Origin of the sequence: Caballeronia arvi (assembly GCF_001544695.2) — a bacterium.
In the GTDB taxonomy this organism is placed as follows: domain Bacteria; phylum Pseudomonadota; class Gammaproteobacteria; order Burkholderiales; family Burkholderiaceae; genus Caballeronia; species Caballeronia arvi.
In genome coordinates, this window is record NZ_FCOM02000077.1 from 1 (window position 1) to 15,623 (window position 15,623).

General features: G+C 64.2%; 15 protein-coding genes. 3 read left to right on the forward strand and 12 right to left on the reverse strand.

Annotated features, from left to right (window positions below; translation table 11 throughout):
- Nucleotides 1-151: 151 nt before the first annotated feature.
- From araH to mpl, 12 genes are all read right to left on the reverse strand, one after another.
- Nucleotides 152-1,168 (reverse strand): L-arabinose ABC transporter permease AraH, encoded by a 1,017-nt coding sequence (araH, locus tag AWB74_RS39070; protein WP_061151932.1) that lies wholly within the window; start codon nt 1,166-1,168, stop codon nt 152-154.
- Between the two features lie 29 nt (nt 1,169-1,197).
- The gene (gene araG / locus AWB74_RS39075) at nt 1,198-2,712 is read right to left on the reverse strand and encodes an L-arabinose ABC transporter ATP-binding protein AraG (protein ID WP_061151955.1); all 1,515 of its coding nucleotides are present in this window, start codon (nt 2,710-2,712) and stop codon (nt 1,198-1,200) included.
- A 52-nt stretch (nt 2,713-2,764) separates the two neighbouring features.
- The gene (locus AWB74_RS39080; protein ID WP_061151933.1) at nt 2,765-3,772 is read right to left on the reverse strand and encodes an arabinose ABC transporter substrate-binding protein; all 1,008 of its coding nucleotides are present in this window, start codon (nt 3,770-3,772) and stop codon (nt 2,765-2,767) included.
- A gap of 135 nt (nt 3,773-3,907) precedes the next feature.
- Nucleotides 3,908-4,687, reverse strand: a complete 780-nt coding sequence (locus tag AWB74_RS39085; RefSeq protein ID WP_061151934.1) for an SDR family oxidoreductase — start codon at nt 4,685-4,687, stop codon at nt 3,908-3,910.
- Nucleotides 4,684-5,361 carry a 2-dehydro-3-deoxy-6-phosphogalactonate aldolase gene (locus AWB74_RS39090; protein ID WP_061151935.1) on the reverse strand — a complete coding sequence of 226 codons (678 nt, stop codon included), beginning with the start codon at nt 5,359-5,361 and terminating at the stop codon, nt 4,684-4,686. Before AWB74_RS39090 ends, AWB74_RS39085 begins: the two co-directional genes overlap by 4 nt.
- A 15-nt stretch (nt 5,362-5,376) precedes the next feature.
- Entirely contained in the window at nt 5,377-6,366 is a 990-nt protein-coding gene (locus tag AWB74_RS39095; RefSeq protein WP_087039450.1) for a 2-dehydro-3-deoxygalactonokinase, read from the reverse strand.
- Nucleotides 6,363-7,307, reverse strand: coding sequence for an IclR family transcriptional regulator (locus AWB74_RS39100; protein WP_061151937.1), 945 nt, complete (start codon nt 7,305-7,307; stop codon nt 6,363-6,365). The genes AWB74_RS39095 and AWB74_RS39100 overlap by 4 nt, the downstream gene beginning before the upstream one ends.
- A gap of 339 nt (nt 7,308-7,646) precedes the next feature.
- A complete protein-coding gene (gene mtgA, locus AWB74_RS39105; protein ID WP_061151938.1) occupies nt 7,647-8,396 on the reverse strand; it encodes a monofunctional biosynthetic peptidoglycan transglycosylase in 750 nt (249 codons plus the stop codon).
- Entirely contained in the window at nt 8,396-9,238 is an 843-nt protein-coding gene (gene aroE / locus AWB74_RS39110) for a shikimate dehydrogenase (protein ID WP_061151939.1), read from the reverse strand. Before aroE ends, mtgA begins: the two co-directional genes overlap by 1 nt.
- Nucleotides 9,235-11,283 carry a ribonuclease catalytic domain-containing protein gene (locus tag AWB74_RS39115; RefSeq protein ID WP_061151940.1) on the reverse strand — a complete coding sequence of 683 codons (2,049 nt, stop codon included), beginning with the start codon at nt 11,281-11,283 and terminating at the stop codon, nt 9,235-9,237. Before AWB74_RS39115 ends, aroE begins: the two co-directional genes overlap by 4 nt.
- 65 nt (nt 11,284-11,348) lie before the next feature.
- Entirely contained in the window at nt 11,349-11,948 is a 600-nt protein-coding gene (locus AWB74_RS39120; RefSeq protein WP_061151941.1) for a YqiA/YcfP family alpha/beta fold hydrolase, read from the reverse strand.
- Nucleotides 11,945-13,339 (reverse strand): UDP-N-acetylmuramate:L-alanyl-gamma-D-glutamyl-meso-diaminopimelate ligase, encoded by a 1,395-nt coding sequence (mpl, locus tag AWB74_RS39125; protein WP_061151942.1) that lies wholly within the window; start codon nt 13,337-13,339, stop codon nt 11,945-11,947. The genes AWB74_RS39120 and mpl overlap by 4 nt, the downstream gene beginning before the upstream one ends.
- 216 nt (nt 13,340-13,555) lie before the next feature.
- Between mpl and AWB74_RS39130 the strand changes: the two genes are divergently transcribed.
- The 3 genes from AWB74_RS39130 (at nt 13,556) to accB (ending at nt 15,538) form a co-directional block, all read left to right on the forward strand.
- A complete protein-coding gene (locus tag AWB74_RS39130; protein WP_061151943.1) occupies nt 13,556-14,203 on the forward strand; it encodes a hypothetical protein in 648 nt (215 codons plus the stop codon).
- Between the two features lie 18 nt (nt 14,204-14,221).
- Nucleotides 14,222-14,761: a TlpA family protein disulfide reductase gene (locus AWB74_RS39135; protein WP_061151944.1), complete on the forward strand. Its 540-nt coding sequence runs from the start codon at nt 14,222-14,224 to the stop codon at nt 14,759-14,761.
- A 303-nt stretch (nt 14,762-15,064) separates the two neighbouring features.
- Nucleotides 15,065-15,538 (forward strand): acetyl-CoA carboxylase biotin carboxyl carrier protein, encoded by a 474-nt coding sequence (gene accB, locus AWB74_RS39140; RefSeq protein WP_061151945.1) that lies wholly within the window; start codon nt 15,065-15,067, stop codon nt 15,536-15,538.
- Nucleotides 15,539-15,623 lie beyond the last annotated feature (85 nt).

Genomic DNA, 15,623 nt, shown 5'->3' on the forward strand with positions numbered 1-15,623 from the left:
GATGCCAAAAGTGTCAACCATGTCCCCGCCAAATCTGTCAACTATGTCCCCGGTCTATACACAGCAGCAAAGAAAGTTACCCCCGCCCCGGGGAGGGGCAACGCTAATAAACCAACACGAAAGCAGGCTTCCACGAAAGCAAAAAAGCAAATCAATCCCGCGACCCACGATTCTTCAACTGATCGAGCAACACAGCAGCAAGCAATATCGCCCCTCTAACGAGGTACTGATAAAACGCATCGATATTCATCAGATTCATGACGTTCTCGACAGTACCCATAATGAGCACGCCAATCACGACGCCAGAAATCGTAGCCCGTCCGCCAAGCAGCGAAACCCCACCCAAAACACAAGCCGAAATCACATTGAGCTCGAACCCCTGAGCAGCATTCGGCTGCCCCGAAGTAATCCGCGAGGCGAGAATCACACCCGCCAGCGCGGTAACCGCGCCCTGAATCAAAAAGATCCACACCCGCGTGCGCTCGACATTGATACCCGCCAGCCGCGAAGCCTCAGGATTCCCGCCGATCGCCAATGTATTACGTCCATACACGGTCTGGTTGAGCAATACGCCAAAAACGATGAAGCACGCAAGCGTCACCCAGATCGGCAGGGAAATCCCGAACATCGACAAACTACCAAGCGCAATGAACGTATCCGACGACACCCCCACCGCCTGTCCATGCGACACGATAAAGCCAAGCCCGCGCACGATTTCCATCGTGGCCAGCGTGGTGATCAGCGCGTTGATGCGCAGATAAGCAATCACCGCGCCGTTCACGAAACCGATCACCGCGCCCGCCGCAACCGCAGCAATGATCGCAATAAAAGTGTTGTCGGTCGCATTGAGCACCATCGCGCACAGCACGCCGGCAAAGGCGATCGTCGAGCCGACCGACAAGTCGAAGTCGCGCGACGCGAGACAGAACATCATCGTGCACGCGACCATGCCGATCTGCGAAATCGACAGCGCGAGGCCCAGCATGTTCTCGATCGAGAAGAAGTGATCGACGGATAGCGACATCGTCACGAACATGACGATGAAGATCACGATCAGGCTGTACTCCGTGATCTGCTGCCACCACTTCTGTTTGTCATTCTTCTGCGGGATCAGCGCGTTCGCGACGGTTTCCGTCGCCTGCCCCACGATGTTTTCTCTTGCTTCCATGATTCGCTCCTCTTGTCCTGGTGTCGCCTTCATGCCGCCTGCGCGACGCTCTCGGCCTGCGGCAGCGCGAGACTCAGCACCGCCTGTTCGCTCGCTTTCTCACGCGGCAATTCGCCCGCGATCCGCCCCTGCCGCATCACGACGATGCGATCGGAGACGCCCAGCACTTCCGGCAACTCCGACGAAATCATCACGATCGCGCAGCCGCGCTCAGCAAGCTGATAAATCACGTTGTAGATCTCGTGCTTCGCGCCGACGTCGATGCCGCGCGTCGGTTCATCGAGAATGACGACCTTCAGATCCGGCTCCGCGAGCCAGCGCGACAGAATCGCCTTCTGCTGATTGCCGCCCGACAGAAAACGGATGCGCTGCTTGCGGCTCGGCGTCTTGATCTTCAGCAACTGGATGAAACGGTCGGCCGTCTGCGCTTCCTTCTTGCGGTCGAGAAACAGACCGCCGCGCAGATAGTGACGGCGGCACGAAATGTTGATGTTCTCCGCGACCGTCGCCATCGCGACGATGCCCTCTTCCTTGCGATCCTCCGGACACAGCACGATGCCGTGACGAATCGCTTCGCCGGTGCTGCGTATCTTGATCGGCTGGCCGTCGAGCTGGATGTCGCCGTCCTTCTTCTTGTCCGCGCCGTACACGAGATGCATCAGCTCGCTGCGGCCCGCGCCGACCAGCCCGAAGAAACCGACGATCTCGCCGCGCTTAACCTCGAAACTCGCCGGCGCGCTCAAGGCATCGCCCTGCACGTTCTTCACGGAGAAGCGCACTTCGCCCAACTCGCGCGCGCGATAGCCGTAGATGTCGCTGATCTCGCGGCCGACCATCTCCTGCACGAGCGTGTCGCGCGGCACGTCGGCGAGCGCCAGATGCGACGCGATCTTGCGGCCATCGCGGAAAATCGTGCAGGCGTCGCACAGTTCGTAAATCTCGTCCATACGATGCGAGATGTAGATCAGCGCGCGGTTGTCCGCCTTCAGATCGCGCACGAGCTTGAACAGCACTTCGGTCTCGCGATGCGAGAGCGATGACGTCGGTTCGTCGAGCGCGATCACGCGTGCGTTGCGCAGCAGCGCCTTGCAGATTTCGACCATCTGCCGCTGCGCGATGGACAGCTTGCGCAGCTTCGCATTCGGATCGAGATCGACACCCATCGCCGCGAGCCGCTCGCGCACGTGTGCTTTCGCCGCGCGCTTGTCGACCCAGCCGAGCCGGTTGGGCAGCGCGCCGAGCAGCAGATTCTCGGACACGGTCAGATCCGGCACGTACTGCAATTCCTGATGGATCACCGCGATGCCCGACGCGATCGATGCCGCCGCGCTCGCGAAATGCACTTCCCTGTCGTCGATGAGCACGCGCCCGGAATCGGGCTGATACTCGCCGCCGAGAATCTTGAGCAAAGTCGATTTGCCCGCGCCGTTCTCGCCCATCAGACCGTGAACTTCGCCGGCGTTGACGTCGAACGACACGCCGTCGAGCGCGCGCACGCCTGGAAACACCTTGCCGATATTGTCAAAACGCAGCGTCGCTGACACATCGCCTCCTTGGATCATGCGCGGGCCGCACTTTCATGCGGCCCGCAAAGCTTTAGTTCGACGCCAGTCCCATCTGCTGACGCACCGACGCGACATTCTCACGCGTCGCCAGCATGCCGGTCGTGAGCGTGAGCGGCGGCGGTGCCTTGCCGTCCTTGATCCACGCGTACATCAGCTCGGACGTTTCTTCGCCGTGGCGCTTCGGGCTGATGATGACGGTGCCGTAGAAGCCCGTCGGATTCGGCTTCTTGAATTCGTTCAGCGCCGAGTCCGATCCGCCGATGCCGATGCCGATCATGTTGTCGGCCTTGAAGCCCCGTCCTTCGGCCGCACGCACCGCGCCGAGCACGCCTTCGTCGTTGAGCGCGTAGGCGACCCAGTGCTTGAACTGCGGATTCTTCGTGAGCGCGATGTTCGCGGCGTTGAAGGCGTTTTCCGTATCGGTCTTCGCCTGCGGCGCGGCGATGATGTTCGCCTTCGGGAAACCGGCGGCGATGAGCGCATCGGTGGCGCCGGCGGTGCGGTCATGCGCGGTCGGCAACTGCTCGTAGGTCACGTCGATCGCGCCGACATCCTTCATGTCCCAGCCGCGCTTCTTGATCTCGGCGGCGATGCCGTCGCCCACCTGCTTGCCGATGTTGTAGGCGGAAATGCCCATGTGCGGCACGGATTCGATCGGCTTGCCGGAGCCGTCGACGAGGCGGTCATCGACCGTCATCATCTTGAGCTTATCCGCCTTCGCCTTCGCCACGATGCCCGGTCCGAGCTTCACATCCGGCGTGCAGATGATGAAGCCCTGCGCCTTCTGCGCGGCGAGGTTGTCGATGGCGCTCATCACTTTTTCGCCCGACGGCGCGCCGATCTTCACGAGCGTGAAGCCCTTGTTCTTCGCGGCGATTTCGGCGAATTTCCATTCGTCCTGGAACCACGGTTCTTCCGGCTGCTTCACGAGGAAGCCGATCTTGACCTCGTCGGCGGCCTGCGCGACGGGCGCCGCGATCATGGACGCGCTCGTTGCCGTGGCAGCGGCGATCAGCGTGAGGAACAGTCTGCGTTTCATTTTTTGTCTCCCGACTTTTTCCGATGTCGAAAAATGCCCGCGCGCGGGCGATACGAAGGTGTGTGGCCGTGTCTTATATTGATGAAGCGCACCGCGGCCAGTGCGCCGTCATTCTTCTGGTGGTTCCCGGTTCGTTCAGTCGTGGTACAGCGCCGAGCGCCCGCCATCGACCGTGATGCAACTCGCGTTGATGAACGGCGCCTCGTCCGATGCGAGGAACACCGCCGTCATCGCCACTTCCTGCGGCCGGCCGATGCGCTTCATCGGCTGCAAATCGAGCGTCGCCTGGCGCGCGGCTTTCGGGTCTGCTTGCGCATCCCACCAGTCGAGCGTCAGTTGCGTTTCGATGTAACCCGGCGCGATCGCATTCACGCGCACGTTGCTCGGCGCGTATTCGATGCCGAGCGCGCGCGTCAGGCCGATCACGCCGTGCTTCGCCACCGGATACGGGAAGCAGCCCGGAATGATCTTGAAGCTGTGCGTCGACGCGATATTCACGATGCTTCCGCGCTCGCGCCCGACCATGCCCGGCAGCACCGCGCGGCAGCCGTTCCACACGCCATCGAGATCGACGGCGAAGCAGCGCCGCCAGTCTTCGTCGGTCATCGTCAGCGGATCGCAGAACACGTTGATGCCCGCGTTGTTCACCAGCACATCGAGCGGGCCGAACGCAGTTTCGGTTTGCGTCACCGCTTCTTTCACCGACGCACTTTGCGTGACATCCGTTTGGACCGCGAGCACGCGCGCGCCGCTCACCTCTGCGGCAATTCGCTCGGCCGTTGCGCGGGCCGTGTCGATATCGAGCTCCGCCAGCGCCACCGATGCGCCCTCGCGCGCAAACGCCAGCGCGATCGCGGCGCCGATGCCGCGTCCCGCGCCCGTGACCATCGCGACTTTGCCGGCGAGGCGGTTCATTTGGCCTCGCCTCGCGCAAGCGCCAGCCCGTCGACGAACGCCTTCGCGTGAGCCGCCGTCGCTTCGGCGCTCTGGCCCGGCTTGTACAGGGCCGAGCCCAAACCGAAACCGTTCGCGCCCGCGGCGAGGAACGGTCCCATGTTGTCCGGCGCGATGCCGCCGACCGGCACGAGCGGCACTTCCTTCGCGATCACCGCGCGCCATGCCTTCGTGATCGCCGGGCCGAGCTGCTCGGCCGGAAACATCTTCAGCACGTCCGCGCCGTTCTTCAGCGCGAGAAACGCCTCGTTCGGCGTCGCGACGCCCGGCGCGCATGCGAGACCTTGCGCTTTCGCGGCGCGCACGACATCGGCGTCGCTGTGCGGCATCACGATCAGCTCGCCGCCGGCCGCCTTCACGCTATCGACGTAACTCGGATGCAGCACCGTGCCCGCACCGACGATCGCATCGGCGGGCAGCGCCTGACGGATCGCCGCGATGCTGTCGAACGGCTGGGGCGAATTGAGCGGCACCTCGACGATGCGAAAGCCCGCTTCGTACAGCGCGCGACCGTGTTCGGCGGCATCGGCGGGCGTGACGCCGCGCAGGATCGCGATCAGCGGACACGCGGCGAATGCCTTCGCGAGACCGGCGTGCATGCCGTACGGCGCGGGCAGATTGATGGAAGGCTGCATCGTTTTTGCTCCTTTTCAGGCGGCGCGCACGGGCGCGGCGATCAACCCGGCAAGCGCTGCGATACGGTAAAGGCCGCGCTCGGTGGCGTGCGCGACCGTCGGGGCGTCGTGGCAACCGAAGCGTACGAGCGCCGCGCGATAGCGCTTGCAAAGCGCATCGTTGCCAATCAGGCGCAGCGTTCTGCCAGCCAGCGACGACTGCTGGCGCGCGAGCACTTCGTTCAGCCCGCGCAGCTCGTGGCCGATCAGAAGTCCGGACAGATAATCCGGCTGCTGTTCCGCCGACAGCTGGCCGGTGAGACCGAGCGTGCGCGTGCTGAAAATCGTCGCGAGCAAGCCGGCCTGCCCGGCATCGCGCGCCGTATCGACGCCGCGCAGAAATGCCGGCTCGTCGTGCGTCGCGCTCGGATGCATCGTGCGGCCGAGAATCGTGTGATCACGCAGCGCGCTGAAGGTCTCGCCCGTCATGAAGGTATAAAAGCGCTCGATGCGCTCATCGGTGACGAAGGCCCATTTCGCGTGCGTGCCCGGCAAGCCGATCAATGCGCCGCCTGATTTTCCAGCCGATCCGCCCAGCGCCGGCTCGCCGAAAAGTGCGCCGAAGATCTGCGTTTCCTCGCCGCGCATCACATTGGGGAGCGTGCCTTTCTCCAGCACGCCCGGCGCGACATGCACGGTCACGCCGCGCGCCGTTTTCACCGTGACGATGCCGGCGACGAGCTCATCGGCGCCCGCGGGCGTTTCGACATACGGCGCTTCGACCCAGCCCTGCGCGCTGCCGACCATGCCCGCGGCGATGACCGGCAACTGCGCCGGCAGCGGTGCATGCGCGTCGAGCCACACGCCGCAGGTGTCCTCGAACGCCTGATCGAAGCCGCCCGCGGGCAGGTTCATGATGCCCGCCGACGACGTGCGCGTATCGAGGACGACGCCGTCGCTGCCGAGCAGATAGGCGCGCAGCGAGGTCGTGCCCCAGTCGAGCGCGATGAGTGCGGGCAAGGTCATCGCTTGATCCTGCGTGCAGCCTGCGGCGCACGCCAGCCGAGTTCCTCGGAAATCGCGCGCGCCTCGCGCTGCACGACCGGAATCAGTTCTTCCATGCGCTCGTGCGGCATGTAGGGAATCGTGCTCGCCACCGACAGCGCCGCGACGATCGCGCCCGACGCATCGCGCACGGGCGCGGCGACGCAGCGGATCGACGCTTCATTCTCTTCGAGATCGAACGTGAAGCCGCCTTGCGAATAGCGCGTCATGCGCTGCAGGAAAGTGTCGAAATCGGGGCGATTGTCGGGCCGGAAGCTCATCTTCGCGAGCGCGCGGTGCGACGCTTCGAGCAGCTTTTTCCACGCGTTCGCTTCGAGATCGAGCATCATCGCCTTACCGATGCCCGTCGACGCGAGCGGCATGCGATGCCCGACGCGCGAACGCATTTCCAGCCCGCGCGTGCCGGGAATCTTGTCGATGTAGAGAACGTCGTCGCCGTCGCGCACGCCGAGGTGGATGGTGTCGTGCGTGTGGTCGGCGAGCGCCTGCAGATGCGGACGCGCGACGGTGGTGAGCGGCATTTGCTCCAGCGCGATCGTGCCCAGCTCGATCAGCTTCGGCCCGAGCAGATAGCCGCCCGGGACTTGCCGCAGATAGCGCGCCTGCACGAGCGAGCTGACGAGCCGGTGCGTCGTGCTGCGCGTCGTGCCGAGCGCGGCGCCGAACGAGCGCAGATCGCGCGCGCCGTTCGCGGCGGCTTCGAGAATCGCGAGACCGCGCAACAGCGTCTGCGTGCCGGCCTGCTGCGGCGTGATATCGACGAGCGCGCTCGGCAACGCGATCGCGTCGGGATCGGGCGCGTGCTTCGGCGCGCTCGCACCGATGGGCTTCGCGCGGGAACCGCTCGCATGCGCGGCTTGCGCTTCGACGGCGTCGGTTTCCGGTTTCTCGAATTTGGTCATGGCGCGGGTCTCCCTGCTGTCACGATGCGCGCCGGACCGCGCACGGGCGTGCTGCGGATCGGGCGTGCAGGTCGAGCGAAGAGGCCCGCGCGTGCGGGCGAGCGATCGGATGCATGACGTGTCTCCATTGTTCTGGTCGTGCGCGCCGAGGGTTGCGGTCGTCACACGCATGTGCCGTTTCAGGCTTTGGTCGGATTGTAGTTCCGGCTCTTCGAATTATTCAATATGTGACCGCACCGCTCACATAATGGGAAGAAAGCTGACAGCCGACAGCATTCCGAAAACAAAAAAGCCCTGATAAATCAGGGCTTTATAATGTTTAGCGTGGCGAACTAAATTTCACTGCGGCAGTTCCGCCGCACCCATCCGGCGCGCGATGACGCCTGCCCGCTGAGACAGATACGGCGCGTTCCGATGATCGTCGAAATACTTCGGGCGTGGCAGCATCACGGCGAGGCGCGCGCTCTGCCACGCGGTGAGTTTCGCCGCCGATGTCTTGTAGTAGTAATGCGCAGCCGCTTCCGCGCCGTAGACGCCGTTGCCCCACTCGACCGAATTCAGATAGATCTCGAAGATGCGTTCCTTGGTCAACAGCAGTTCGAGCATCCACGTGATGACGAGCTCCTGCGCCTTGCGTACGTAGCTCTTTTCGCGCGAGAGGAACAGATTGCGCGCGAGCTGCTGCGAAATGGTCGAACCGCCCGCGACGATCTTCCCACGCGCCTTGTTCTTCTCCCACGCCTGCAGGATGGCGTCGGTTTCGTAGCCGTTGTTGTTGACGAAGTTGGCGTCTTCCGAAGCGATGATCGCGCGCTTCAGATTGCGCGAAATCTGGTCGTACGGCACCCACGTGCGTTGCAGCGCAATACCGGGATGCGTCTTCGCGAGCGTCCATGCGTCGGCGCGCATGAACGCGGTCGGGCCGGGATCCACGACCGCCCAGACGCCGATCTGCGCGAAGAAATAAAACTGCGTCGCGATGAACGCGATCCCCAGCACCGACACGCCATACGCGATCCAGCGCGCCGGTCCGAGCCGCACCGCCTTGTGCGCGCGTGGCGAGCGGCTGCCGGCCGGCGCGGCGGTCATCAGGCTTTGGCTGCGAGCGTCTCGCGCAATTCGCGCAATACCGCGCCGCCGTCCGGACGCACGCCGCGCCAGATGAAAAACGATTCGGCGGCCTGCTCGACCAGCATGCCGAGACCATCCGATGCGCGCGCGCCGAGCTTCGTCGCGTGCTGCATGAAGACGGTCGGCTGCGCGCCGTACATCATGTCGTAGGCGAGCGTGCTCGCGCCGAACGCGCTGTCGTCGCAATCGGGCAAGGCGGCGTCGAGGCTGCCGGCCGTCGCGTTGACGATCACGTCGTAAGCGCCGGTTTCTGCGCTGTCCGCGCCGCCGCCCGCGAATCGCACGCCGCAATCGGCAGCGTTTTGCGCGAACTGATCGACGAGCTGATGCGCCTTCGCCGCCGTCCGATTGACGATCGTGAGCGAAGCCGGCGCGCGATCGAAGATCGGCAGCACGACGCCGCGCGCAGCGCCTCCGGCACCGAGCAGCAGAATGCGCGCGCCCTTCAGGCTCACGCCGAGATTCACTTCGATGTCGCGCACGAGGCCGACGCCGTCGGTGTTGTCGCCGCGCACTCCATCGGTTCCGAAGGCGAGCGTATTCACCGCGCCCGCCGCCGCCGCGCGCGGCGACAGCGAATCCGCGAGCGCGTGCGCTTCGAGCTTGAACGGCACGGTGACGTTCATGCCACGCCCGCCCGACGCGATGAAGCGCTTCACCTCACGACCGAAGCCGTCGAGCGGCCCGAGAATGCGCCCGTACTCGATCGGCTCGCCGGTCTGCGCGGCGAACTTCGCATGAATCCACGGCGATTTGCTGTGCTCGATCGGATTGCCGATCACCGCGTATTGATCTTTCATGGCGTCGGTTCCTGCGTGTTCGCGGGCGTTTCGGGTTGTGGCTGCTCCGCCGATGCCTCGGCTTGCGCTTCGGCTTCGCTTTCGGCGGAAAGATCGTCGGTTTCGATGATGTCCTCTTCCGCTTCCTCTTCCTCGACTGCTGCGCCCGGCGCGTCGATCACGTGCAGCAGACGGCACGACGCTTCGACGGTCAGCTCATCGATGGACACGACTTCCAGCATCACACGCGTGCCGCGCGCATGCACGCCGAGGCCAGGCACGTGCAGAATCAGCGGAATCTCTTCGAGGCGCACGAGATCGTCCTTGATCACCGACGCCGGAACCTGCCGCCTGTTTTCCTGCTTCAGCCAGCGCAGACACCAGAAATACTCCATGCGGCGCTGATGATCGGCGTAAGCGGTGTAGGTATCGTCGAAACCCTGCACGACGGCGAAGAGATCCGCGTCCTTCGGCTTGAAGGGAGCCGCGAGCTTGGCCGTCACGCCATGCTGCACGCACGCGATCAGTTGCCATTGATTGACGAGATCGACATAGCGGCGCAGCGGCGACGTGCTCCACGCATATTGCGCGACGCCGAGGCCTTCGTGCGGAGCGGGCGTCGTCTGCATGCGCGTGCGCTTCGGCCCCGGTCCGCCGAAGCCGCGCTGCGAACGGTAGATGCCCGGCACGCCATGATCGTTGAGGAACGCGCCCCACGACGAGTTCGCGAGAATCGCGAGTTCCGCGACGATCAGATCGAGCGGCGAACCACGGCGGCGCGGCGTGATCGTGATGTGCTCGCCATCGACATAAAAGTTGAAGTCGTTGTTGCGCTGCACTTCGCGCTTCAGGCCGTAAGTGGCGCGCGACTGCTGACGCTTCTCGAAGAGCGCCTGCGCGAGCGGCCACAGCACGGCGATGTCAGCCTTGTGCGGATAGTCGCCGGTGCCGGCGGCGAGACTTTCCTCGGTGACGTGCTCGTCGAGATGATTGTGGCGCAGGTTGCTCTTCACGAACACGCGTTCGGCACGCGTTTCGGTCGCGACGATATCCTGCGTCTCGCGATTCACGATGATGTACAGCGACAGCGCCGGACGCAGTCCGCCTTCGCCGAGCGTGAACACGTCGACGACGTTGTCGGGCAGCATCGTGATCTTGTCGCCCGGCATGTAGACGGTCGACAGACGCCCGCGCGCGATCGCGTCGATGGCGTCGCCGCGCGCGATGCCGAGCGCCGGCGCCGCGATGTGGATGCCCACGCGCACGCGGCCATCGGAAAGATGCTCGACGGAAAAGGCGTCGTCGATTTCGGTCGTGGTGACGTCGTCGATGGAAAACGCTTCGACATTCGCTTCAGGCAGATCGTCGGGCAACGGCCCCGGCTGCACCGAAGGAAATCCGATGCCGTGCGGAAAGAATTCCGACAGAAAGCGTGCTTCGTGCAGCGCGCGCGGCGACGCGATGCCGCCGCATTCGAGCATCAGCCGCGCCTGCGAAATGCCGCGCGCGGCCGCCGCCGCTTCGAGCGCCTTGTATTCGATGGAATTCTTGTCCGGCTTCGTGAGCAGACCGAGCGCCTTGTCCTTCAACGCGTCGGGCAGCTTGCCCGCCTTCAGCTCGTCTTCGTAGCCCTGCTGCACGAGCGCCTGCTGACGCTTGCGCTCGAGGCCGGCGAGCGCCATCTGCAACTGCTCCTGCGGCGCGCGCTGATACTGGCCGCGCCCCTTGCGACGGAAATAGACCGGCGCGCCGTGCATGCGCAGCACGAGCGCGGCGCGTTCGGTGGGGCCGAATTTGTCGCCGAAATAATCGGCGCCGAGCGCGGCGAACGGAAATTCATCCTCGGGCGCGCATTCCCACAGAAAGTCGAGATCGATCTCCTGCGCGATGGCGTCGGCTTCCTGCATCAGGTCGCCGGCCGCGGGCTTTTCGAACTCGATCAGCACGTCTTTCGCGCGCACCTTCGCGCGCCGCCCGCCCGGCAACTCGACCTGGAACGCGTCACCCTGTTTGGACAACACCGATCCGGCCTTGAAACTACCCGATTCCTCGAAGAAAACGTTCACTCAATACTCTCGTAAGACGGTGGACCGGCCGCACTCTGAAAATGCGCGCCGGTGTGAATGGGGTATCAGGCCGCCGCTGGCGCAACCAAGGGCGGCGGCGCCTGATCGCAGAACGCGATGACATCGGCGAGATAGGCCGGAAAGTCGCTGATCGCGTGATCGCCGCCTTGAATCAGCGTGGTCCGCACGCCGGGATAGTGATCGAGCATCGTGCGGTAATCGAGCACTTCGTCGCCCGTCGCCGCGATCAGATAGTAGCGCTCGGGCCGCGTGACCGATTCGACCGCGAGCGCGCGCAGTTCGTCCAGATGCCGCGGCAGCACGGTGATGCTGCCGTCGCCGTGCCAGAGCGGCTGCTCGCCGAGATAGTGGCTCAGATCGCGGTCCGGCACGACGGCGGGATTGAGCAGCACGGCACGCCAGCCATGCTTTTCCGCGAGATAAGTGGCGTAATACCCGCCGAGCGAGCTGCCGACGACGGTCACATCGCCCGTCTTTTCGCCTGCCGTGAGCGATTCCGCCAGCGCGACGGCATCGAAGGGCGATACCGGCAGCGTCGGGCACTGCCATTCGCCGAGCCGCCCGAGTTCAGCGAGACGCGCATGCATCACGCGCGCCTTGAACGATTGGGGGGACGAGCGAAAGCCGTGCAGATAGAGAATCACGAATGTCCTCCTGCGCCACGCGCCGAAAGCGCATCGAGCAGTTTCTGATGAACGCCGCCGAAGCCGCCGTTGCTCATCACGAGCACGTGGTCGCCGGGACGCGCGGCGGCCGTGACCGCCTTCACCAGAGGTTCGATTTCGTTGAACGCCTGCGCCTTGTCGCCGAGCGGGGACAGCGCTTCGGCGAGATTCCAGCCGAGCTTGTCGCGGCCGTCGCGCGCGCCGTAGCCGAAGACGAGATTCGCATCGGCGAGACTGGCGGGCAACTGCGCTTTCATCGTGCCGAGCTTCATCGTGTTCGAACGCGGTTCGAGCACGGCAAGAATGCGGGATTTACCAACGCGCGTGCGCAAACCGGCGACGGTCGTTTCGATCGCGGTCGGATGGTGCGCGAAGTCGTCATAGACGGTGACGCCATCGACGCTGCCCTTGATCTCCATGCGCCGCTTGACGTTGCGAAACGCGGCCAGCGATTTCACCGACTGCGCCGCCGGCACGCCGACCGAGCGCGCCGCCGCGATCGCCGCGAGCGCGTTCATGCGATTGTGTTCGCCCTGAACCTGCCAATCGACGATGCCCAGCCGCTCGCCTTCCCAATACACCGCGAACTGCTCGTCGACGCGCGCGCCTTCCTCCGCCGGCAACGCCTGCCAGCCGCCTTCGACGCCGAAGCGCTCCACGCCCGACCAGCAGCCGCGCATGAGGACGCGTTCGAGCGCAGCTTCCCGCCCGTTCGTCACGATGCGTCCGACGCCCGGCACCGTGCGCACAAGGTGATGGAATTGCGTTTCGATCGAAGCGAGATCCGGGAAGATATCGGCGTGATCGAATTCGAGATTGTTGAGCACGGCCGTGCGCGGGCGGTAGTGGACGAACTTCGAACGCTTATCGAAGAACGCGGTGTCGTATTCATCAGCTTCGATGACGAAGAAGCTCGAATCGGTCAGACGCGCGGAGATGCCGAAGTTGAGCGGCACGCCGCCGATGAGAAAGCCTGGATTCATGCCGGCGTCTTCGAGCAGCCACGCGAGCATCGAGCTGGTCGTGGTCTTGCCGTGCGTGCCGGCGACCGCGAGCACCCACTTGCCGTTCAGCACGTGCTCGCCGAGCCATTGCGGGCCGGACGTGTACGGCAAGCCGCGATCGAGGATGGCCTCCATCAGCGGATTGCCGCGTGACACCACGTTGCCGATGACGAAGAGATCAGGTTCCAGCGTGAGCTGCTCGACGCCATAGCCTTCGATCAACTCGATGCCCTGCGCTTCGAGCTGCGTGCTCATCGGCGGGTAGACGCCCGCGTCGCAGCCGGTGACCTTGTGGCCCGCTTCACGCGCCAGAACGGCGAGTCCGCCCATGAAGGTGCCGCAGATGCCGAGGATGTGGATGTGCATAAACCGTGTCGCGCCGCGCGGGCGATTGAAATGCGGAAACAGGAACGGCGCCGTTGCGTGAACCTAAGGTTGCGTGAACCTAAGGGCAAACCCGTGCAGAAAGGCGCCTGTAGGCGCATATTGTAACCGAGCGCGCGAAGCGTTCTTCTGCCCGCGCACGCCCGCCGCACCGGGTCCGCAAAAGGGCCGCCCGAGGTTATCTAGTATCATTCCGGCATGGTTCGCAAATCACATTTCGACCCGCAGCGCGTGCGCGAGGAAATCGCGATCGCGGCTGCACGGATGATCGCCGAAGATGGTCTCGACTACTCCACCGCCAAGCGCAAGGCCGCGAAGCTCGTGGTCGGCGAGACGAAGATCGGCGGCGAATTCCTGCCCGATAACGACCAGATCGAAGAGCAAATCCGCGAATATCAGGCGATTTTCCAGAGCGACAGCCAGCCGGCCGTGCTGCGCCGCATGCGCGAAATCGCGCTCGACTGGATGGAGCGTCTCAAGCCCTTCGATCCTTATCTGACGGGCGCGGTGCTCAACGGCACGGCGGGCGAGCACTCCGATATTCACCTGCAATGCTTCTGCGACAACCCCAAGGAAGTCGCGATTTACCTGCTGAACGCGAACGTGCAGTACGACGTGTCGGAGACGCGGCATTTCGCCGGGCGCGGCTACGTCGAGACGCTGAGCTTTCTGCATCGGACGCGCGGCGAAGAGCCGGTCGGCCTGCATATCGCGCTTTACGGAACCGATGATCTTCGCGGCGCCGTGCGCGCGGACGGTCGCGGACGCCTCGCCCGCGCGAACATGGCGGCCGTGCGGGCGCTGCTCGATCATCCCGACGCCCCGCCGCTCGAAATCGGCGGTTGATCTTTTCTCCGGACGCTCATGAAAAGCACACGCATTCTGGCGGCCCTTGTGGTCGCGGTCGCTGCGACCGTCGGCGGCTTCTACGCCGGCCACGTCTTCACCGGCCACGACACTGTGGCCGCGACTCAGGCGGGCGGGAACGCCGTCGATCAGCTCTGGAAAGCGACGCCGCCCGGCGCTTCCGGCACGGCCCAGCCGCTCGCTGCGTTCAAAGGCAAGCCGGTCGTCGTGAATTTCTGGGCATCGTGGTGCGGCCCGTGCGTCAAGGAAATGCCGACGCTCTCCGCAATGCAGCGTGAGTACGAGAAAAAAGGCGTCACGTTCATCGGGCTTGGCGTCGACAGCGAGAAGAACGTCAACGACTTCCTGCAAAAAGTGCCAGTCGCCTATCCGGTCTACGTTACGGGATTCGGCGGCGCGGATCTTGCGCGAAGCTTCGGCAACAACGCCGGCGGCCTGCCTTTCACGGTGGTGATCGACTCGAAGGGCCAGGTCCGGTCGACAAAACTGGGCGAAGTCGATCCCGCCGAGCTTCGGCACACGCTCGACAACCTGTAAAAATTCGCAGGCGGTAAGCAGTGAATTACATGGATTAAGCTGCGAATTACGGTGCTTTACGCCGAATTTGCGGAAAATTCGCCGTATCCCGTCGGGCTGCGCGGTAATTTGTCCCGTCGTTTCAGAATGATCCGCACGGTAAAACTAGACAAAATTCTCTAAACGGCGCTAAAGTGCGCCCAATTCCGCACAACCCGAAGCGACATTGGCCGCGTTGGCTCGCCGCTGAAGTTAGAACACCCACAAATCAAGTAAAGTGCCGGGCCGATTCCCGGTCTCCAAGTATTGAAAGGGGATTTTTCGATGGACCTTCGTAAACTCAAAACGCTGATCGACCTCGTCTCGGAATCCGGCATCTCGGAACTTGAAGTGACGGAAGGCGAAGGCAAGGTTCGCATCGTCAAGAACGCCGCGCCCGTCTACATGCAGGCGCCGCAACAGTACGCGCCGCAAGTGCAGGCATCGGGCGTGCCGCATTTCGGCGGCGCGGGCGAAGCAGGCGCCCCGGTGCCGGCAACGCCCGCCGCGGTTGCGCCGCAGGGCCATATCGTGACCTCGCCGATGGTCGGCTCGTTCTACCGCGCGCCGTCGCCGGGCGCGGACCCGTTCATTCAGGTCGGCGATACGGTGAAGGAAGGCCAGACGCTCTGCATCATCGAAGCGATGAAGCTCTTGAACGAGATCGAATCGGACAAGGCTGGCGTCGTGAAGGAAATCCTCGTCGAGAACGGCCAGGCGGTCGAGTACGGCCAGCCGCTCTTCGTGATCGGCGACTAAAGGCGCATCGGGCCGTGCCGCGGTTGCGCCTCGCAGCCGCCGCCGGCTTCACCGCGCCGGCGCTCAAGCAAGCTCGATCCGTCGA

Excerpts from the sequence above, each read along its gene's own strand:
- araH (WP_061151932.1), bottom strand. The coding sequence starts at position 1,168 with ATGGAAGCAAGAGAAAACATCGTGGGGCAGGCGACGGAAACCGTCGCG.
- AWB74_RS39080 (WP_061151933.1), bottom strand. The coding sequence starts at position 3,772 with ATGAAACGCAGACTGTTCCTCACGCTGATCGCCGCTGCCACGGCAACG.
- AWB74_RS39085 (WP_061151934.1), bottom strand. The coding sequence starts at position 4,687 with ATGAACCGCCTCGCCGGCAAAGTCGCGATGGTCACGGGCGCGGGACGC.
- AWB74_RS39090 (WP_061151935.1), bottom strand. The coding sequence starts at position 5,361 with ATGCAGCCTTCCATCAATCTGCCCGCGCCGTACGGCATGCACGCCGGT.
- AWB74_RS39095 (WP_087039450.1), bottom strand. The coding sequence starts at position 6,366 with ATGACCTTGCCCGCACTCATCGCGCTCGACTGGGGCACGACCTCGCTG.
- AWB74_RS39100 (WP_061151937.1), bottom strand. The coding sequence starts at position 7,307 with ATGACCAAATTCGAGAAACCGGAAACCGACGCCGTCGAAGCGCAAGCC.
- mtgA (WP_061151938.1), bottom strand. The coding sequence starts at position 8,396 with ATGACCGCCGCGCCGGCCGGCAGCCGCTCGCCACGCGCGCACAAGGCG.
- aroE (WP_061151939.1), bottom strand. The coding sequence starts at position 9,238 with ATGAAAGATCAATACGCGGTGATCGGCAATCCGATCGAGCACAGCAAA.
- mpl (WP_061151942.1), bottom strand. The coding sequence starts at position 13,339 with ATGCACATCCACATCCTCGGCATCTGCGGCACCTTCATGGGCGGACTC.
- AWB74_RS39130 (WP_061151943.1), top strand. The coding sequence starts at position 13,556 with ATGGTTCGCAAATCACATTTCGACCCGCAGCGCGTGCGCGAGGAAATC.
- AWB74_RS39135 (WP_061151944.1), top strand. The coding sequence starts at position 14,222 with ATGAAAAGCACACGCATTCTGGCGGCCCTTGTGGTCGCGGTCGCTGCG.
- accB (WP_061151945.1), top strand. The coding sequence starts at position 15,065 with ATGGACCTTCGTAAACTCAAAACGCTGATCGACCTCGTCTCGGAATCC.